This window comes from Rhodanobacter sp. MP7CTX1 (assembly GCF_014205795.1).
Taxonomy (GTDB): Bacteria; Pseudomonadota; Gammaproteobacteria; order Xanthomonadales; family Rhodanobacteraceae; genus Rhodanobacter.
In genome coordinates, this window is sequence record NZ_JACHCN010000016.1 from 37196 (window position 1) to 56087 (window position 18892).

The window sequence follows — 18892 nt, forward strand, 5'->3', positions numbered from 1 at the left end:
CAAGGCGCAGCCATGGAGCCGCGACGGGGAAAGCGGGCAAGTGTAACGCGACCGCCCCGGGTCGCCTCGCATCGTGTAGTAGCGCACCCTGTGCGCGATGTCTTGCTGTTGATGTACCCCGGCAGGCCATCGCGCACAGGGTGCGCTCCTACATGGAGGGTTACAGCTTCAGCGTGATCTGTGCGGTACCCGGCTCGTTACGTTGCAGGCGCCGGACGAAGCCCAGCTCCTTGCACAGCTCCAGCATCGGCCGGTTTTCCAGCAGCACATAGCCCCAGACTTCCGCCAGGCCACGGCGGCGGCAGTCGTCGACCAGTCGCTTCATCAGCATGGCGCCCAGCCCGACGCGGGACCAGTCGTGCTCCACCAGCACAGAGAATTCGGCGCTGTCGGCGGCCTCGTCGACATAGATGCGGCCGACGCCGCGGATCTCGGCAGGGGCGACCGATTCGTCGACCAGCACCAGGGCGGTTTCCAGCGCCGGATCGATCTGGCAGAGGCGCTGCGCCATCGGTAAGGGCAGCTCGGACATCGCGTGCAGAAAGCGGCGGCGGATGTCCTCCGGCGACAGCCGGACGAAGCAGCGCCGCAACGCGTCCACGTCGGTCAAGTCGATGCTGCGCAAGCGCAATTGGCGCTGGTCGTGCGTGGACACGATTTCGCCTTTTGGCACTTCTTGCACCAGGCGTGGCGCAAAGCGGTCGCGGCTGCGCGGTGGCAGCACGGCATGTTGCGACGGGGCGGAAAAGTCGATGGCAGGTATCGGTAGCATGACCATACTTTACCGTACTGTGTGCGCTGCAACATGAATAAAGGGGCGCATGCTGTCCGTTGGATGGGGCGGCTTAATGCCGCACCGCCTGCGATCCAGGCGTGAAGCCTGTGCTGGTGGCGGTGAAACGGCCATGAGACCGTTTGCGATCGTCGCCAGGCCGGCCACAATGCAACCCATCAGCAGGAGGATTGAGCATGACCAAGTCTGCAATGGGTATGACTGCGATCCAGCTCGAGACATTTTGCGGCCACTGGCCGGGCGTGACGCGCGACATCAAATGGGGAGCGGATCTGGTGCTCAGTGTCGGCGGCAAAATGTTTGCGGTGACGCCATCGGACGGCAGCGAAGGCGGCCGATTTTCGTTCAAGGTGGCGGACGAGCGCTTTCTGGAACTCACCGATCAACCGGGCATCATTCCGGCGGCCTATATGGCGCGGGCGCACTGGATCTCGGTCATCGAGCCGCAGCGCTTCACCACAGCCGAGCTGGAGTCGTTTGTGCTGGACGCCTATGTGCTGGTGCGCTTGAAGTTGACGAAGAAATTGCAGGCGGAACTCGGTCCGCTGCCGACCCTCAAGGCAGGTGAAAAGTGAAACAACACCTTGGCGCGCTGGCGCTCGTCGTATCCGACTACGACGAAGCGATCGCCTGGTATACGCGTGCGCTTCGCTTCGAGGTGATCGAGGACACCGATCTCGGCGGTGGCAAGCGTTGGGTGCTGCTGGCTCCGCCGGGTTCGCATGAAACCCGTTTGCTGCTGGCCTTGGCGCAAGGCAACGAGCAGGCCTCGCGCATCGGCAACCAGACGGGTGGCCGCGTGTTCCTGTTTCTGCACACTGATGATTTTCAGCGCGATTGGCATCGCATGCGCGCCGCCGGCGTGCGCTTTCGGGAAGATCCGCGCGAAGAGTCCTACGGCACGGTCGCGGTGTTTGAAGATTTGTATGGGAATGCGTGGGATTTGCTGGAGATGAAGAAGTGATGCTAAGCGGTCAACGTGGTTGATCTGCTGACTGCGCGTTGTCCGTATCGCATCTTCGTCGCGCATCAAGGTTCAACGGAGAAGGTTGGGCCGCAAGCGCATGCATGCTCCTGCGCCAACGCAGATAAACAAGGTGCCTCGAGCCGTGGTGGCGGGAGGCACCTCGAACTATGACGCATTGCCAGCTTCTGGCTGGAGCTGTCGTATCAGAGCACGGCGACCCTTACGTCGGCATGTACGCTCTGGCCCGCTTCGCAAGCGAAAGCGGGGGCGATTCCAAGTACAGAGCGCGTAGGGATAAGGCTGCCGACGACGATGGTGGGCGTACTCAGTACGTCGAGCCGATAGCGTTGTCCGCTGCTGTCCGGCAACTGATCAGCGAACTCGAACGCGGCATTTGTATCCGTCGCGCGGTAGGCGGTCTGGTGCGTTTGCTGGTCGATCAGGCGAACGACCGCGTTGGGCAACGGTTTCCCGGAGTAGTCGTAAGCGGTGCCGGTGATGAGGCAGGTGTCGGACGACGCGTACGCGTCGAGCGCCAGGGTTGCGAGCAGGGCAATCAGAACGAGGCGGATCATGGGGATACCTCCAGCGGTGCGAGGAGTGCATCCCTGCTTGTGGGCTCACGATCGGATTTTACCGCTCTACTGCGTCGGTAAGCACGATTCACTGGCCTGTTTGCGGGCCAATCGATGCGTGAACCGACCTTTAACTGGACATTTACGGTTGCCGCGAAAACGATCTTGTGGGGCAGGTCGAATGACGTGTTGAGCTGGAGCGTGAAGACAGGATCGGGTTGCATCGGCGCCTTCCGACACTGAGATCTCAATGCAAAAAACAGGCGTTTGTTTCGCAGCGCACTTCGGCCGCATCGAATCAGTCGACCGCTCGCTTGGCAATTTCGGCCACGAACGCATCCGAGTCCGTCGCTCCAGTATTGCCAAGAATAATGATCGTGATGTCTTGATCGAGGACGTGGAAAAACTGGCTTTGGGCGCCCATGATCGCGCCGGGCCTTTTTACCACCGGGTGTTTCTTTCCCTTCAAGGTCGTGTCGTACGACCATAGTCCATAGCCATAGTCGTCCAGCCCGGGCTTGATCAAGAGGTCGAGCGTTGCCTGCTTGATCAGCTTCAGGCCGAAAAGGGCGTTGGAGAATTTCATGAGGTCGTTGGTGGTTGAGTACATCGCCCCGGCGGCGTACCAGTTCTCGGGATACGCTGGCAGATCATTGGACAAAACCTTGCGATCGTCGCGATAAAAATACGTGTCAGCCAGGCTGTTGATGATGTCGCCCTGATGCAGCAGGCCGCTGTCATTCATCTTCAGGGGCCGAAGGATTTTCTCCTTGAGGACCTGCTCATACGGTTCGCCGTAGAGATGCTCGATGATTTTTCCCAGCACGACGTAATCGGCATTGTTGTAGTTGAACACTTTGCCGGGAACGCTGATGAGAGGACCGCTGGAATACTTCGTCAGCAGCTGATCGCTGGTGTGGGGCATCTGGTAGACGGGGATGCCATCACGAATGGCGGTGGCTTGATCGGAGATCCCGTCGAAACTCGGCAGGCCAGACGTGTGATTGAGCAACTGCTGGATGGAAACCTTGTTCCCGGCTTCGCCTGCGTAGTCGGGTAGGTAGGTCCGAATCGGCTTGCCAAGATCAAGCTTGCCCTGCTCATGAAGCTGCAGGATCAACACCGATGTGAACAGCTTGGTGATGGACGCGATCTTGTATCGGGTGTGTTGGGTGTTGGGAACTTCAAAGGGAATGTTGGCCAGCCCAAAGCTTTTGGCGTAGCGGATATCACCGTGCTGCTCGATCAGAATCGAGCCGTTGAAATGGTGCTCCTTTGCATACGTGCCGATAAACCCATCCAACGCCGTTGATTGGGCAAGTACGCCCAGGGAGAGGAGCAACGCGACAATCAGAATGAGAAGTTTCATGGGATACCCGGGCCTGGTCTGCAAAGTCGTATCCACGCAGCTTCAGCGCGCCAGGACGATGACGATCTTCATCGTCGCCTGTCTATGAAGGCGCGCATTGGCCGGTGTCCGCAGCTTTAGATACTGATGGTCATGCACCGGTTGCAATGGCTAGTTGTGCTGGCGTCGAGATTCATGCGAAGGCGCGCACGGGCATGGGGGAGTGCGCTACGCTGATGTCCATGGGCAACCAGCATCGGGGCATTGATATGCGCGCACCAGCGGGTTCGATCGTGGGGCTTTGCTCTGCCTCCGCCACCATGTGTGCCATGGGCATGGCGTTTCTCGGTTACTGGGGTGTGCACGAACCGGTGCCCTGGCATTGGACAGATCGCTTCGTCGTGTTTCTCGCATTCGCCAGTTTTGCAGCGCTCGGCTCGGTCGCCTGGATCGTCACCACGCCGGTTGCCGAAGAGGGCGCCGAGAGAGTAGTTGCTGCCAGGCGGGCGTTTGCCGTGGGCGTCGTCTCGATCTGGTTGGCCATTGTCATCGCCGTCATCGCGTCGCCCTGATGCCGTTCGTGGGGTATCGCCCCTCGACTGCGTGAGGTGCCTTCGACCCATCGTGGCAATCAGTCCGCGATATCCGGCTCGAAAAAACTCCAGCGCACGTCGTCGAACTGATCCTTCATGGCGCGCTCGACGATGTTGATCGCGTCGATCAGGTTGCGATCGCTGGTCGCCGGCATCATGCGTGCCTTCACCGCGACCATGACGTCGGGACCCATCTGCAAGGTAATCAAATTCAGTACTTCGGCGACTTCGGGACGATCGTTGAGGAAGCTGAGCAGTTCGGCGCGACGGCGCGGATCCACGCCCTGGCCGATCAGCAGTGCCTTCACTTCGATCGCCAGCAACACGGCCACGATGAGCAGCAGCGCGCCAATCACCATGGTGCCCAGCGCATCGAAGATCGGATTGCCGGTGAGCATGGTGCCGCCGATCGCCAGTGCGGCTACGCACAGGCCGAGCAGAGCGGCCAGGTCTTCACCGAAGATCACCAACAGTTCGCTGGAACGGGTTTCGCGGAACCATTGCCACAGGTTTTGCTCGCCGCGCACCTTGTTCACCTCGAGCATGCAGCCGCGCATCGAGATGCTCTCGGCGACGATGCCGAATGCCAGTACGCCGAGCGCCAGCCATGGCCATTTCAGCGGTTCCGGCGCGGTGAGTTTGTGAATGCCTTCATAGACCGAGAACATGCCGCCGACACTGAAAAGCAGCATCGCCACCAGGAACGACCAGAAATACAAGGCGCGGCCCCAGCCCAGCGGATATTCATCCGATGCGGGTCGTTTCGCCTGGCGCATACCGAGCAGCAACAGTCCCTGGTTGCCGCAGTCCGCGAGCGAGTGCACGGCTTCGGCCAGCATCGCGCCGGAGCCGGTGATGATCGCCGCAAAAAGCTTGGTGGCGAAAATCGCGAAGTTCGCGCCCAGCGCGAGCAGGATCGCCCTCAACGAATTGGCGTTACCGGACATGTTTCATCCCCTCGGCAATGGCCTGTAGTGTAAGGCACCGAAAGAACTTTCGAGTCACGCCGTTGCTCAGTCATGGCGTCCATGCCATGCGCGCTGCAAAATACGCGTATGACCCATCAGGAGTCTCTGCCGGCGCCAGCGTTGCAAACACTGGTAGCCGCTTACTGGTCCATCGATGGTGTCACCGACGGCACGTCGACGTCGCGGCGGGTTTTGCCCGATGGCTGTGCCGATCTGATCTGTGATTTCAGCGAGACATCGCCGAGCATGCGCTGGGTTGGCACGATGACGCGCGCGATCGAGGTGCAGGTCGCAAGTTGCCGCAACCTTTTCGGCATCCGCTTTGCCTCGGGAGGTTTGTTTCCGCTGCTCGGTGCCCCGCTTTCACTGCTGACCGATGACAGCGCCGAGTTCGCTGCGTTGCCGGCGCGGGCGTGGTGTCCACCATGGAATCGATGGTGTGAGGATCGCAGTTTCGCTGCACGTTGTGCACGGGCCGATGCGAGCCTTCTGGCCGTTTTGCCGCGACTGTCAGTCCCGTCGGCGATGTTGCTGATCCAGCGTCTGCCGTATGCGCCGATGCTGCCGACGGTGTCCGCGCTGGCCGAGGACGCCGGTATGGGCCTGCGCACATTGCAACGGCATTTCATGGATCAGCTCGGCGTCAGTCCACGACAGCATCTGCGCTACCTCCGTTTCGAGCGCGCGCGGGAATTGCTACTAAGGCACGATCATCGGGCCGTCGATATTGCGATGGCGGCGGGCTATAGCGATCAAGCGCATTTCGTGCGCGAGTTTCGGCGGTTTTCCGGGATCACGCCGGGACGCTGGCGCTGACGCGTTTGTTCAATACAGGGCAAGCCCGCTGGGGCATGATGGTGTTCTGACTGCCCAGGAGCGCTGCCATGACGTCACCCGTTTGCCAAAAGGCCACGCCTGTCTTGTTTGTGGAAACCATCGCGCCCAGTCTTGCGTTCTGGCGCGACCGCTTGGGCTTTGCGATCACCGCGGAAGTGCCAGGCGAGGATGGGCCGGTATTCGTGATACTCAGCGGCAATGGCATCGAGTTGATGCTGCAGACCACCGCCTCGCTGGCTGCCGACCCAAATGGGGCGGCGTTGGCATGGCGCGGCGACCGCAGCTGTCTGTTTATCGAGGTGGACAGTATCGACGCGCTTGCCCTCACGATGGAGGGATGCGAGATCGTGGCGCCGCGCCATGAGACGTTCTACGGTGCCACCGAGATCGGCTATCGCGAACCGGGTGGCCACTTCGTTACGTTCGCGCAGTTCCATCGCTGAGAGAATGGGCTGGTCGCGAGCGAGCCGGTCTTCGTAAAACCCGCAAAGAGTGCACTCCTTCAGCGGATGCCGACGCCCACGCCCACGCCGAATTGAACGTTGTTGCGGCCTGCATTCATTTCCTTGGGTGTCCACACGTGGGATTGCGCCACGCTGACCAGCGGAAACACGTAGTTCGCTTCGCCGACCATGCCGACGCGGGTGCCGTTGAGTTTGCCGCTCATCGTCATCAGTGCACCGGCCGGGTAGTCGAGCGGCTCCACGTAGCCGGGCATCACGGCAATGAAGCGGCCGTTGCCGATGTCATTCAGCTGGGGTCGCTGCGAGGAGTCCAGCGGGTAGGCAAGCAGCTCGATCTCGCTGTGGTTCGCGAACGTCGTGACCTGAACGATGCGTCCGCCCCAGATCACATCGCCGCCGGGATAGCGTTCAGGCGATTGCGCCACCAGTGCGGGTGGGGCGGTGATCGCATTGGGAGCGTTCTTGTAGATCGGTGCCGGCGCACAGGCGACCAGCACGAGGGCCAGCAGTGGGCAGAACAGGTGGCGCAAGGAGCAGGTGGCGATACGCATGGTCGAACTCCGACAGATGAGTTGGAACAGGGTGGCCGCTGGTCGCGGAGACCCTGGCCGTGACCTTATGCTACAACCGGCGCGTGTCAGCAAATTGTGTTGCCTGTGCGCGTCAGCGTGGGCGACCGGGTCCGGTTTTGCGTGGCGGACGTGATGACGGTGAACGTGACGAAGGTGAACCCGACGTCGGACTGGAGGAAGTCGGGCCCGACGGGGGAGTCCGTGAAGAGGGAGTCCGCGAAGAAGATGCGCCTGAAGAAGGTGCACGCGATGAAGGCGCACGCGAGGAAGGTGGTGCCGATGACGGCGCGCGCGGCGGAGGCGCGCGCGATGCCAGCAATCGCAAAGCCGCCAGGCGCGAAGGCGGCAGCGGACTGGGTGCGGGCGGTTCGGCACCTTCCTGCAACAGCCAGTCCAGCTTCCATTCGGCCGGTCGATCTTTTGACAGCAAGCGCGCCATCGCCTGCAGGGGTTCGCGCAGAGTGTCGTCAAGTTTCCACGGCGCATTCAGGATCACCATGCCGGAGCCATTCAGGCGCAGCGGCGAGTCGTCTGGATGCACCATCAATTCCGCGCGCAACACACGCTTCGCACCGCAGCGTGACAGCCAGCGCAGGAACGGCTGCACCTGGCTGCGCAGCTTGATCGGATACCAGATCGCGTAGACCCCGGTGGGCCAGCGTTGCATCGATGCCTTGATAGCCTGTTCGATTCGCTTGTACTCGGCCTCCTGTGCCTCGTACGGGGGATCGATCAACACCAGGCCACGTTTTTCCTTCGGTGGCAGCAGTCCGCTCAACGCCTCGTAACCGTCACGCTGATGCACGTGGATGCGTGGATCGCGACGAAACAATTCATGCAGCAGCGTCGCTTCCTCTGGGTGCAACTCGCTCAGCTGGGCGCTATCTTCGGCGCGCATGGCGTTGGCGGCCTGCAACGGTGAGCCGGGATAAACCTTCAGGCCTTCTTCGTTGCCGGGCACCGCAAGAATGCTGTCCAGCCAGCGGCGCAGCAGCGGCGGCAGGCTGCTGGCCTTGGCGGTGCTGCCATGCAGGTCGGGATACAGTAGCCGCGAGATGCCGTCCTTGAATTCACCGGTCTTGCCGGCTTCCCTGCTGTCCAGCGCGTAGCAGCCGCTGCCGGCATGGGTTTCGATCACGCAGAACGGTGTCGGCTTGCTCTGCATCGCCTCGATCAGCGCCAGCAGGACGGTGTGCTTGAGTACATCGGCAAAGTTGCCGGCGTGATAGGCGTGGCGATAATTCATGGCAGGCACGGCGAGCAGGGTGGTCAAGTATAGACGTTGAGGGCCCAAGCCCCGTTGGAGCCTGCTCCAGAGTTGGCAAGGACGCCTTCTGGCCGTACGCTCGGCGCATGTCCCTGCACCTTTTTCGCCGTCTGCGCCGTTGCCGCCTGCTGTTTGCGCTGGCCCTGTGCGCGTGGCTGGCGATGGGTAGCACGGCCTGGGCGAAGGCGGATTGTTGCGCGTCGGTCGGGATGCAAGGCATGGCGGCGATGCACGCGGGCGCCCCGATGCCCCATCCGCCCCATCATCCTTCGGATAGTTGCCAGTGCGCCTGCAGCCACATGACCGTCGATCTGTCGGCGGTGCAGGGGCTGGCGCCAGCGTCCATCATGCCCGGGCAGGCCGGCTGGCAGGCCGCGATCCAGGCGGCACCTCAGCCCGGTTACGCGCCCCCCTTGCGACCTCCGGCCACCTGATCCTTCGAGAGTCCACCGGCCGCCAGAGGCGGCTGTGCTGCGTCTGCGCTTTCACGAAGGAAAAGATCCATGAACAGGCAAGACCCGCGCGGCTTCCAGTTGCCGCGCCGACGATTCGTGCAGGGACTGGCGTTGGGCGGCGTGGCTGCCGCGCTGGGCTTGCGCGGTGGCGAGCTGTTGGCGCAGCAGGCCGCACCGCGCGCTGAGTTGCGCGGCACCCATTTCGATTTGGCGATCGGCGAGCTCCCAGTCGATTTCACCGGGCATCGCCGCATCGCCACCGTAGTGAACGGCCAGCTACCAGCCCCGCTGCTGCGCTGGCGACAGGGCGACACCGTCACCCTGCGCGTGCGCAATCAACTGCCGGTGACCAGCTCGATCCATTGGCACGGCATCGTCCTGCCGGCCGACATGGATGGTGTGCCGGGGCTGAGCTTCGCCGGTATTCCACCCGGTGGCGAGTATCTGTACCGCTTCACCGTGAACCAGAGCGGCACCTACTGGTATCACAGTCATTCACGCTTTCAGGAGCAGACCGGGCTCTATGGGCCGATCGTGATTGACCCCCGCGAGGGCGAGCGTCATCGCACCGAGCGTGACTACGTGGTGCTGCTCAATGACTGGAGCGACACGGATCCCGAACGCATCTACGCAAACCTCAAAAAGCAGAGCGACTACTACAACGTCGGCAAGCCCACCGTTGGGGACTTCCTGCAGGACGCCGGTAAACAGGGTGTGCGCGGCGCCATGGCCGAGCGGCGCATGTGGCAACAGATGCGGATGGATCCGAGCGATCTGGCCGATGTCTCTGCGATGACTTACACCTATCTGATGAATGGCCACGCGCCGGCTGGCAACTGGACCGGCCTGTTCGATGTCGGCGAAAAGGTAAGGTTGCGTTTCATCAACGGCGCGTCGATGACATTTTTTGACGTGCGTATTCCAGGCCTGAAAATGACCGTGGTGGCCGTCGACGGACAGGACGTGGAGCCGGTCAGCGTGGACGAGTTCCGCATCGGTACCGCCGAGGTTTATGACGTGATCGTCACGCCATCCGCCGACCGTGCGTGGACGATTTTCGCGCAAAGCATGGATCGCAGCGGCTATGCCCGCGGCACACTGGCGCCGCGCATGGGCATGAGCGCCGACTTGCCGTCACCCGACCCCAGGGCATTGCTGACGGTGGGCGACATGATGGGAACGTCGATGTCGATGCCGGGCATGGCGGACATGAATCACGTGGCGACGGAGCATGCCGCCATGCCGACACCCACGGCACCGCTGCCGACCGGCGTGGAAGCGGACATGCGCGTGCCGCGACCGCGCACCAGCCTCGACGATCCCGGTGTCGGCTTGCGCGACAACGGTCGCCGCGTGTTGAGTTATGCGGACCTGCACACGCTCGATGCGCCGATCACGCCCCGAGTGGATCGTGAACTCACCTTGCACCTCACCGGCAACATGCAACGCTACCTGTGGTCGTTCGACGCCACCCGCTTCTCCGAGGCGCCACCGTTGCGGCTGAAGTATGGTGAGCATGTGCGGGTCACCTTGATCAACGACACGATGATGACCCACCCGATCCATCTGCATGGCATGTGGAGCGAGCTCGAGGATCCGCATGGCGAGTTCCAGCTGCGCAAGCACACCGTCGTCGTGCAGCCGGCGCAGCAGATCAGTTACCGCGTCAGCGCGGATGCGATGGGCCGATGGGCCTACCACTGCCATCTGCTCTACCACATGGAGGCGGGCATGTTCCGCGAGGTGGTGGTGGCATGAACGTGCGGGGAAGACTGATTGTCGCGACCCTTGTCCTGCTGTCGGTCGACACCACGGCCATGGCGCAATCGAGGGATCGCGACATGCAGGCGATGCCGACGTCGTCCAGCAGTGCAGCAGCACCGATGGCCGGCATGGCGATGCAGGACATGCCAGGCATGGACATGCCGCCGACGAAGCGAAAGCCCGTCAGCAAGGCTGTGCCGGTCAAGCATCCTCACCCGGCACCTGCATCGGTAAACGTGCAACCGAATGACGCCATGTCGTCACCCATCCACACCGATCCGGCCATGCCGATGCGCGCGCCGAACGACCACGTACCGCCGCCGGCACCCCGGCAGCCGTTGTCTGCGATGTCGCCCACGCAGATGGTCGACACGATGCAGATGAATGACCAGGCCACACGCGCCATGTGGATGTTTGATCGTCTGGAGTATCGCGACGCTACCCGTGGCGAAGACAGCGCGGCATGGAATGCCGAAGGCTGGTGGGGCGATGATCTGAACAAGCTGTGGCTGAAGACCGAAGGCGAGCATGATCGCGAGGGCACCCGCGATGCGAGCGCCGATCTGCTGTGGAGTCATGCGACGTCGACATTCTGGGACTGGCAGCTGGGTGCGCGTCACGACTTTGGTCAGGGCCCGTCACGCGAGTGGGCGGCTGCGGGTGTGCAGGGACGGTCGCCGTACTGGTTTGAAATCGCGGCCACGTTCTATGCCGGTCCACAAGGTCGCACGGCAGCGCGGCTGGAAGCAGACTACGATCTGCTATTTACCCAGCGGCTGATCCTCAGTCCTGATCTGGAACTGAACTTCTATGGCAAGGACGATCCGCAACGCGACACCCGTTCTGGCCTCGCCGAGGCGGAAGCCGGCCTGCGCCTGCGCTACGAATTCAGTCGCCGCTTTGCCCCCTATGTAGGCATCGACTGGACGCGGCACTTCGGTCATTTCGACAGCCAGTCAAACGATCTGCCGGCGCGCGACACCACCTTCGTGGCGGGCGTGCGGTTCTGGTTCTGATTTATCGCATCATCGGGAGTTACGCATGAAATATTTGCTCATCGTGTTGTTGCTTGGCGTGCTGGCGGTCATCGGCTTCGTCGGGGCTGGCTGGTACAACGTGGGTGCCGACAGTCCACACTGGAAAACCACCTACACCCTGATGCAGTTCGCCCGTGAGCGCTCGGTCGCGTATCACGCAAGGGACTTGAGCGTGCCGGCTGATCTCGGCGACGAGGCAGTGATCCTCAAAGGCGCGGGGCAGTACGCGGCGATGTGCACCGGTTGCCATCTGCAACCGGGCATGAAGGAGTCCGAGATACGACCAGGCCTGTATCCGCAGCCACCGGACCTGTCGCAGATGCGGGTTGATCCGAAGGAAGCGTTCTGGGTGATCAAGCACGGCATCAAGATGAGCGCGATGCCGGCGTGGGGCAGCAGTCACGATGACGCCACGATCTGGAGCATGGTGGCATTCCTGCAGAAATTGCCCCGACTGACGCCCGCCGAATACAAGGCCATCGTGGCGAAGGCACCACCCGATGACGACATGGAACCCATGCATGACGAACATGCCGATCCATCGGCGACGCATGACATGTCGATGCCGGCAGCTGCAGCCAGCGCGGCCGCAACTGCCCGTCACTGAGTGATCCGGCCGCTACGTACAAAGACATGTCCTACGCATCAACCGTTTCCTACGCATCATCCGTTCGCCCTGAGCGTAGCGTTGCGAAATTGAAGGGCAGGTATTACGTATCCTCCGTTCGCCCTGAGCGTAGCGTTGCGAAATTGAAGGGCAGGTATTACGCATCCTCCGTTCGCCCTGAGCGTAGCGTTGCGAAATTGAAGGGCAGGTATTACGCATCCTCCGTTCGCCCTGAGCGTAGCGTTGCGAAATTGAAGGGCAGGTATTACGTATCCTCCGTTCGCCCTGAGCGTAGCGTTGCGAAGTCGAAGGGCACGCGGGAAACTATTTGCGGGCCAGGTGAATAAGCACAAGGACTCAGTAAGCAACCGTAATGCGCTGGCGCAACGCATCACGCTGCTCTATGCGGTCGACCAGCGCAACCGCATAATCGGCCACCGAGATGCGGCTCTCGCCCTTGGCATCAAGCAGCAGTTGGTCGCCACCAACACGGAACTTGCCAGTGCGCTCGCCGTCCTGGAGCACGGCGGCCGGACTGATATACGTCCAATCCACGTCGGCCTTGCTGGCGCGAAAAACGTCCAGCGCCTTGGCTTGAGCCTCCGCCTCGGGTTTCCACTCAGCCGGGAAGTTCGGGTCATCAATCACCCTCACACCCGGCGCGATTTCCAGTGAGGCGGCGCCGCCCACCCACAGCAGGCGCTTCACGCCGGCCTTCGGCAGGTTGTCCAAGAGCACGCGGGCGTTGGCGGGCAAGCTGTCGGGATTGCCGTCGCGACGAGCCGACAGGCTGGCGACTACGGCGTCTGCTCCGCGCACAGCGTCAAGCCAGCTGGCGGCATGGGCGACATCACCCGTGACAACCTTCAGCGGGTCGTTGCGCTGAGCAAGACGGCTCGGGTCGCGTACGACGGCAACCACGTCGTAACCGCGTGACAGCGCTTCATCGAGAATCGCATGGCCGATGTGGCCGGTGGCACCGAACAGTGCAATTTTCATGGCAGATTTCCGAGAGATGGGCGGATGGGGCACAGCATGCGCCGGCTCCAGAGCATCGATGATCATGCCGCTGAAAATCCACCGTAAAGCTACGACACACCGCTCTGCGGACGTATCAGTCGACCATGCCGTGGCTCTCGGTCGTGCCAAGCGACTCCGGTTGTATCGGCTGCTGGTCCCGGCGATGCAGCAAAGGATGCATGAACACCGCGGCGAGGATCACCGCCACGCCAGCGTAAAACCAGCCATCCAGCTGGCGCTGTTCGTTGAGCAGCACGACCGCCAGCACGATGGCGTATACCGGCTCAAGGTTGGTCACCATCTGGGTGACGAACGCGCTTAGGTGGCGTAGTGCCACCAGCGCCAGCGTGAACGGCAGCAAGGTACAGCCGAACGACAGCGCAAGCAGCAGCAGGGTGTCATGTGTATTTGGCAGCACGAAGGCCGCGCCCGAATGGGGCAACAACGGTGCCAGCACAGTAAGAAGCGCGGTGCCGGTACCCAGTTCGATGCAGGTCACGGTCAACGGATCGCCGTGTTCCACCAGTCGCTTGTTGAGCGAGCTGAACAGCGCCACAAGCAGTGCCGACAGCACCCCTACCGCGATGCCCAGGCGCATGCCGTGTGGCACGCCGCCGACCACCATCGCGACGCCGGGCACCACCGCAATGCCGATCATCAATTCGCGTGGATCGAATCGACGGCGTGCGATCCACGGTTCGATGAAAGCCAGAAACACCGCCCCCAGCGCCATGCAGGTGGTGCCGACCGACGCATTCGACAATTTGATCGCGGCGTAGAAACTCAGCCAGTGCAGCGACACCAGCACGCCGATGCCGGCATACGCCCAGCGCAACCGCGCGGGCATCGCGAACAGTCCGCGCCATACTTTGGGCATCAACAGCAGTGCAACCACCACCAGCAACATGCGCCACCACACCAGCGGCAGTGCCGGCAGCGTGATCAGCTTGCCGAGGATCGGGGTGAAACCCCATAGCAACACGCAGAAATGGATCTGCAGGCGGGCTTTGCTGACGGGTTGCATGCGGGGCATCGGTTGGGGGCGTGACCCGCATTCTAGCTGGCGCGACGGGCGAACCCGCCTATCGCCGGCCATTCGGCCGCTCCCACCGTGGGTCCGTGTGCCCCGCGCAACGTTTTCAACGTGGGTCGCCTGATGGTGCGCCCGGGCTGGGCGCACCATCAGGCGGTCGATCAATGAACGTCGTGGGTGTGCGCGTGCTTCTTGGCGGCGTGCTCGGCGTGTTCGATCGCGTGCAGCTTGTGGCCATGTGCCAGGTGAGCGTGATGGCTCGCCTTTTCGTGCTGGCCGGCTTCCGCGTGCTTGGCGGCTTCGCGGTGATGGCGGGCGGCCTCGTCGAGGTGCTTGGCCGCTTCATGATGGTGATGATGAATTTCGTGCTGGTCGCTCATGGAAAGCTCCTTCATCGTCGGTGATCTCGATCCACAGGAAGATCGAGATCACCGACGGTAGGCGCGCGCAGTGACAGTGGTATGACCTGTCGCGCAACCGCGGTCTAGTGCGCTGCGGGGCTGGCTGCCTTGCCGGCTGGCGTGGCTGACGCCGGCGCACGCATCTCATCCAGTACGGTACGGCAGGTGTTTTCGCTGGCGTCCGAATTGTGGCTGGGCGCCACCAGCGCGAGCAGGGCAGCGGCGGGAGCGGCGACCACAGCCAATGTGACTACGCCGGCACCACGCATCAGCAAGGGCCCTTTCTGCACCCCGACGTCAGGATTCTTCAGCGTGCCCCTGACATAGAGTGGCGAACGCAGCGAGAAAATGCGCACGCCCTTGGTGTGAGGCACGACATCGAGGTTGAGCTGTTCGTTGGCCATGTTTGCCGTGCCAGTGACATTGACGGTGGCATCCTCCGTATCGAGCACGAACAGTCTTGCGTCGAACAGGCCGTCGTTGGCCACCAGATACGACGCGGCGCAATTGATCTTCACCGTCTTGTCGCCAAACAATTTGCCGATGACGATATTGCCGACGTTGAGGCCCGCGGTTTCCAGCAGTGTCTTGCTGATCGCGCCGTCATTCATCAGCAGCTTCAACTCACCGTTGGCATGATCCAGCAAGGCCGCGATCGAGTTACCGCGCATGCCCATGTCCGCGTTGCCGTTGATTTCGCCAAGGCTGGTCTGCATCGACTCGAACGTCGGAAACAGTTGCTTCAGCTTGAGGTGTCGCGCCTGCAGTTGCAGCTTGCCCTGCATCGGCGACGTACCGCCGTCCAGACGGACGTGACTGTTGACGGTACCACCGGCAACGCCAAAATTCAGCGGATCCAACTGGAGCAAACCGTTGCTAAGGACCAGGTGTGTGTTCAACGACTGGATGGGTAGGCGCGACCCACGCAAGATACTTGCGGCGCTGAAATTCACATCGGCATCCATTACCTGCCAGCGATCGGTGCGGAAGGGCTCGACCGGCAGGGCCTTGTCGGTAGGTTGCGCGACGGCGTCACCGCGCTGTTGTTTCTCAGTGTTGGAATCGGCTCCGATCAGGGGTGCCAGATCATCAAATTGCAATACTTTTGATTGCACGGTGCCGCTCAGTTTTGGCCGCGCGCCGGCACTGCTGTAATCGAGATCGCCCGAGAGATCGCTGCCGCCCACCCGCCCGCGGAAATGCTGATAGCTGAATTGGCTGCCGTTGCCATGGAATTCACCTTTGAGCCGCCCTTCGGTGGCAAAGGGCGGCGTGTCGGGCAGCGTGATGCCGATGATCGGATACAGCTTGGCCATGCTGGAGCTGGCGAACCACAGCCTGAGATTGAGCGCCGCCAGGTGGGTCGGGTCGGTCAGCGTGCCGACCAGGCCAATATGGCTGTCACCGATGTGCAGCCTGGCCTGTATCGGGAACGGCAGCTCGGTCTGTTGCAGGGCCAGCACGGCACCGATCCGGCCGGTACCGCTGGCTGGCACGCCTTGATAGATGCCATCGGCCTTCCAGGCGAACTGGTAGTTCGTCTTGCTGGCGGCGGCATGGCTTTCGCTGGCGTTGTCATTGTCTTCGGCATTGGCCACGGCCTCGCCCGCTTTCGAACCCGCAGTCTTGTCGGCCTGTGTACGTGCTTCGGCGGATTCCTGCGCCACGATCTGATCGAAGGGAATCGCCTGTTGCAGCGGTTCGACGCTGATCTTGAGGCTGATCTTGCGCAGCGCATCGTTCAGTGCGATCTGGCCCCGGTCGAAACCGACCGCGCCCAGATCAAGCGTCCATGTGGACGGCGTGCGACTTTGCGGCAAGCTGAAATCCCACGTGGCTTGTCCTTGCAAGTTGCGTTCGAGATCAATGTCAGGCTGTGTCAGCTGCATTGACGGAATGCTGATGCGATGAGCCAGCAACCCCAGCGGTGATAGCCGAAAACGCACTGCATCGAGACGCGCGAATTGCGGCTGGCTTGCCCAGGACGGATTGGCGATCTGGACATCGCGGGCAGTGAATTCGGGCCATGGCACCATGGCTGCCAGTCCGCCCACCATCGGTTCGCGCTGCCAGGTCGCGCTCAAATCGCCGTTGATCGTGAACGGGCGACCAATCGCCAGACCGATTTTTTCATCGAAGTAGGGCTTCAGCCGGTTCCAGTTGAAGTGCGTGATGACGATGACCAGCACGACGACCAGCACCAGCAGCGTGCCCGTCATCCAGCTCAGCACCTTGCGGCTGCGTTTCATTGGTTGCTTCCGTGTATCGCCCTGCATGGGCGATCCCATGGCAGCAGTGATAACCAAGTCGACGGCAAGGTTATGTGTGCAAGTGCCCCGTCGGCCCGGGGAAACGTCCTGCTATCGCGCTGCCAGCGGCTGTTGCGCTATGCCGCGACGCGTTCGCGCTGGCGACGACCGATGCGGTAGACCGCGGCAGGCGGCAGGTTGAACAACACGCTGCCGATGCGCTCTGCCACGAGATCCAGGCGTTCCAGCAAATGGCGTGGCAACGGGCAGCGTGGGCCATAGGTGAACTGATAGAACGCCCCATCGGCGTGCAATTGCCGTTCGAACACGCCCTGGATGATCGCGGCGACCTGGGTGGCCGGCATCGACAGCAAGGGCAGGCCGCTGACCACCGCACTGGCCCGCTCCTCGCCGAATATCGGCAAAGCGTCACCGAGCCGCGCCGCATCCATGCTTAGCACGTGGGCGCCTGGATAGCGCCGGGCGAGCGCATTGGCGAAGACAGGGTCTGCTTCGATCAGCGCCAGACGATGGGTCGGTACGCCGCGGGCGAGCAGGGCACGGGTAAACACGCCGGTGCCGGGGCCCAGCTCGATCACCGGGCCGTCGAGATGGTTGACGTGGGTCGTCATCAACCGCGCCAGCGATGACCCTGACGGAGCCAGCGCGCCGATGCTGCGTGGAGCTCGCAGCCACGCGCGCAAAAATGTCAGAGTGTCGCTCACGGCATCAAGACTTCCGGGGGTGATGGTTACGCGTGCAGGCGGCCGATTTCCAGGCCCACCAAGCGCACAAATTAACCGACAAGGCTGAACACAATGTTTTCACGGGAGATCCGGCAGCAGCAACGGCAGACGTCAAGGCTTGGTTGACGCCGCGGTTTGGGCTGCGCGCATCGGTACGTCGATGCCGCACAGGTCGACCTTGCCGGCAGGTGTGGTGTAGAACGCGTCGCGGCGATTGCGCTTCGCCTCGATCAAGGCGGTGAACGTGGCGCTGTCGGTACGCAGCACTTCGATCGAGGGTCGTTGCGCCGCGGGCAGATCGGCGGCCAGGCGCACGGACTGGATGGCGGTTCGCTGAGCAGGATGGGTATAGAAGCCCATGGGTGCGGGACCACGGGGCAGGCCCGACAGCAGCGGCATGCCTTCAAGCACGCGGCCGACCACCGCCAGATTGCGGTCCAATCGGCGTGGGGCCTGGCCGATCACCGCATACAACTCACTGCCGCTGCCGGTTTCCGGGCCGTTATCGCGCCCGACACCAACCATGCCGTAACAGTGGGTCAGCCATTCCTGCCCGCTGGCCGGATCGCGCGCCACCGGAAAACCTTTGGAAAAACCGACTTCAGGTGCGTAGACGTCGCCATCGGGCAGGGCCGTCCACGGCAGTTTCAGATCGATTGGGCGGGTGAATTCCGGTGCCACGGTGCTGCTGGCCTTGCCCAGCGGTCGGATCCTGGCCGGGTCGCTACCGTCGTTGCCAGCCGGATCACCCCACTGGGTCACGAAGTTGTCCTGCACCCGCTCGATCGCCAGACCATCGAAATAGTGCTCGCGTACCAGCGTGCGGATATTTGCCGCATGTAGCGGGGCAAAGTCTGGCGCCAGTTCGATCAGTACCCGTCCGCTGGACAATTGCATGACCAGCAGATTGTTTGGGTCGGGCTGGCGCCATTCGGCAGCGCTGGACTTGGTCAGCAGCTCCTGCGACGTCGGCGTGGGCTTGCCCTGATCGGCGAGCGCGGGCAACGCAAACAGGCTGGTCAGCACGAGGGCGGCGACGAGGTGACGGCAGCGCAGCATGGAGTTCCCCCTGGGACAACTGATCGGCAGAACCCGCAACTTAGCAGAGCCGGGAGTGCGGCAGCTGCGAAGTAGCGAGGAATTTACGCAGTCCGGAACTTTGCATATAGCTCCTTTACGGCCCCCGGTACCAACAT

The 18892-nt window shown here is 62.3% G+C and carries 21 protein-coding genes; 10 read left to right on the forward strand and 11 right to left on the reverse strand.

Annotation, left to right across the window (positions count from 1 at the left end):
• Nucleotides 1-160 precede the first annotated feature (160 nt).
• Nucleotides 161-772 (reverse strand): GNAT family N-acetyltransferase, encoded by a 612-nt coding sequence (locus tag HDE77_RS16775; RefSeq protein WP_184419068.1) that lies wholly within the window; start codon nucleotides 770-772, stop codon nucleotides 161-163.
• 197 nt (nucleotides 773-969) lie between these two features.
• On the opposite strand from HDE77_RS16775, the gene HDE77_RS16780 reads away from it, so the two are divergent.
• Nucleotides 970-1368 carry an MmcQ/YjbR family DNA-binding protein gene (locus HDE77_RS16780; RefSeq protein WP_184419069.1) on the forward strand — a complete coding sequence of 133 codons (399 nt, stop codon included), beginning with the start codon at nucleotides 970-972 and terminating at the stop codon, nucleotides 1366-1368.
• Nucleotides 1365-1757, forward strand: coding sequence for a VOC family protein (locus tag HDE77_RS16785; RefSeq protein WP_184419070.1), 393 nt, complete (start codon nucleotides 1365-1367; stop codon nucleotides 1755-1757). The genes HDE77_RS16780 and HDE77_RS16785 overlap by 4 nt, the downstream gene beginning before the upstream one ends.
• Nucleotides 1758-1963: 206 nt before the next feature.
• Here HDE77_RS16785 and HDE77_RS16790 read toward each other — a convergent pair whose 3' ends face one another.
• Entirely contained in the window at nucleotides 1964-2335 is a 372-nt protein-coding gene (locus HDE77_RS16790) for a carboxypeptidase-like regulatory domain-containing protein (RefSeq protein ID WP_184419071.1), read from the reverse strand.
• Nucleotides 2336-2633: 298 nt separating this feature from the next.
• Nucleotides 2634-3740, reverse strand: a complete 1107-nt coding sequence (locus HDE77_RS16795) for a serine hydrolase domain-containing protein (RefSeq protein ID WP_184419072.1) — start codon at nucleotides 3738-3740, stop codon at nucleotides 2634-2636.
• 179 nt (nucleotides 3741-3919) lie between these two features.
• Between HDE77_RS16795 and HDE77_RS16800 the strand changes: the two genes are divergently transcribed.
• Nucleotides 3920-4255, forward strand: coding sequence for a hypothetical protein (locus tag HDE77_RS16800; protein WP_255482776.1), 336 nt, complete (start codon nucleotides 3920-3922; stop codon nucleotides 4253-4255).
• 59 nt (nucleotides 4256-4314) lie between these two features.
• On the opposite strand, the gene HDE77_RS16805 is transcribed toward HDE77_RS16800, so the two are convergent.
• Nucleotides 4315-5223 (reverse strand): cation diffusion facilitator family transporter, encoded by a 909-nt coding sequence (locus HDE77_RS16805; RefSeq protein WP_184419073.1) that lies wholly within the window; start codon nucleotides 5221-5223, stop codon nucleotides 4315-4317.
• A 108-nt stretch (nucleotides 5224-5331) separates the two neighbouring features.
• Here HDE77_RS16805 and HDE77_RS16810 point away from each other — a divergent pair, with 108 nt between their 5' ends.
• Both HDE77_RS16810 and HDE77_RS16815 read left to right on the forward strand, forming a co-directional pair.
• Entirely contained in the window at nucleotides 5332-6060 is a 729-nt protein-coding gene (locus HDE77_RS16810) for a helix-turn-helix domain-containing protein (RefSeq protein ID WP_343206130.1), read from the forward strand.
• 68 nt (nucleotides 6061-6128) lie between these two features.
• The gene (locus tag HDE77_RS16815) at nucleotides 6129-6524 is read left to right on the forward strand and encodes a VOC family protein (protein WP_184419075.1); all 396 of its coding nucleotides are present in this window, start codon (nucleotides 6129-6131) and stop codon (nucleotides 6522-6524) included.
• Between the two features lie 59 nt (nucleotides 6525-6583).
• Here HDE77_RS16815 and HDE77_RS16820 read toward each other — a convergent pair whose 3' ends face one another.
• Nucleotides 6584-7096 (reverse strand): Slp family lipoprotein, encoded by a 513-nt coding sequence (locus tag HDE77_RS16820; protein WP_184419076.1) that lies wholly within the window; start codon nucleotides 7094-7096, stop codon nucleotides 6584-6586.
• A 112-nt stretch (nucleotides 7097-7208) separates the two neighbouring features.
• Nucleotides 7209-8363, reverse strand: coding sequence for a 23S rRNA (adenine(2030)-N(6))-methyltransferase RlmJ (rlmJ, locus tag HDE77_RS16825; protein WP_184419077.1), 1155 nt, complete (start codon nucleotides 8361-8363; stop codon nucleotides 7209-7211).
• Between the two features lie 107 nt (nucleotides 8364-8470).
• On the opposite strand from rlmJ, the gene HDE77_RS16830 reads away from it, so the two are divergent.
• The 4 genes from HDE77_RS16830 to HDE77_RS16845 all read left to right on the forward strand — a co-directional run bounded on the left by HDE77_RS16830 (nucleotide 8471) and on the right by HDE77_RS16845 (nucleotide 12247).
• Nucleotides 8471-8818 (forward strand): hypothetical protein, encoded by a 348-nt coding sequence (locus HDE77_RS16830; protein ID WP_184419078.1) that lies wholly within the window; start codon nucleotides 8471-8473, stop codon nucleotides 8816-8818.
• 69 nt (nucleotides 8819-8887) lie between these two features.
• Nucleotides 8888-10597, forward strand: a complete 1710-nt coding sequence (locus HDE77_RS16835) for a copper resistance system multicopper oxidase (protein ID WP_184419079.1) — start codon at nucleotides 8888-8890, stop codon at nucleotides 10595-10597.
• Nucleotides 10594-11619 carry a copper resistance protein B gene (locus HDE77_RS16840; RefSeq protein ID WP_255482777.1) on the forward strand — a complete coding sequence of 342 codons (1026 nt, stop codon included), beginning with the start codon at nucleotides 10594-10596 and terminating at the stop codon, nucleotides 11617-11619. Before HDE77_RS16835 ends, HDE77_RS16840 begins: the two co-directional genes overlap by 4 nt.
• Nucleotides 11620-11644: 25 nt before the next feature.
• Nucleotides 11645-12247: a cytochrome c gene (locus HDE77_RS16845; RefSeq protein WP_184419080.1), complete on the forward strand. Its 603-nt coding sequence runs from the start codon at nucleotides 11645-11647 to the stop codon at nucleotides 12245-12247.
• 357 nt (nucleotides 12248-12604) lie between these two features.
• Here HDE77_RS16845 and HDE77_RS16850 read toward each other — a convergent pair whose 3' ends face one another.
• Entirely contained in the window at nucleotides 12605-13246 is a 642-nt protein-coding gene (locus HDE77_RS16850) for an NAD(P)-dependent oxidoreductase (protein ID WP_184419081.1), read from the reverse strand.
• A gap of 115 nt (nucleotides 13247-13361) precedes the next feature.
• Nucleotides 13362-14291 carry a DMT family transporter gene (locus HDE77_RS16855; protein WP_184419082.1) on the reverse strand — a complete coding sequence of 310 codons (930 nt, stop codon included), beginning with the start codon at nucleotides 14289-14291 and terminating at the stop codon, nucleotides 13362-13364.
• Nucleotides 14292-14473: 182 nt separating this feature from the next.
• Between HDE77_RS16855 and HDE77_RS16860 the strand changes: the two genes are divergently transcribed.
• Nucleotides 14474-14704, forward strand: a complete 231-nt coding sequence (locus tag HDE77_RS16860) for a hypothetical protein (protein ID WP_184419083.1) — start codon at nucleotides 14474-14476, stop codon at nucleotides 14702-14704.
• Between the two features lie 80 nt (nucleotides 14705-14784).
• On the opposite strand, the gene HDE77_RS16865 is transcribed toward HDE77_RS16860, so the two are convergent.
• The 3 genes from HDE77_RS16865 to HDE77_RS16875 form a co-directional block, all read right to left on the reverse strand.
• Nucleotides 14785-16950, reverse strand: coding sequence for an AsmA family protein (locus HDE77_RS16865; protein ID WP_184419084.1), 2166 nt, complete (start codon nucleotides 16948-16950; stop codon nucleotides 14785-14787).
• Nucleotides 16951-17087: 137 nt separating this feature from the next.
• Nucleotides 17088-17675 (reverse strand): phospholipid methyltransferase, encoded by a 588-nt coding sequence (locus tag HDE77_RS16870; protein WP_184419085.1) that lies wholly within the window; start codon nucleotides 17673-17675, stop codon nucleotides 17088-17090.
• Nucleotides 17676-17807: 132 nt separating this feature from the next.
• Entirely contained in the window at nucleotides 17808-18755 is a 948-nt protein-coding gene (locus tag HDE77_RS16875) for a peptidylprolyl isomerase (RefSeq protein WP_184419086.1), read from the reverse strand.
• Between the last annotated feature and the right edge of the window lie 137 nt (nucleotides 18756-18892).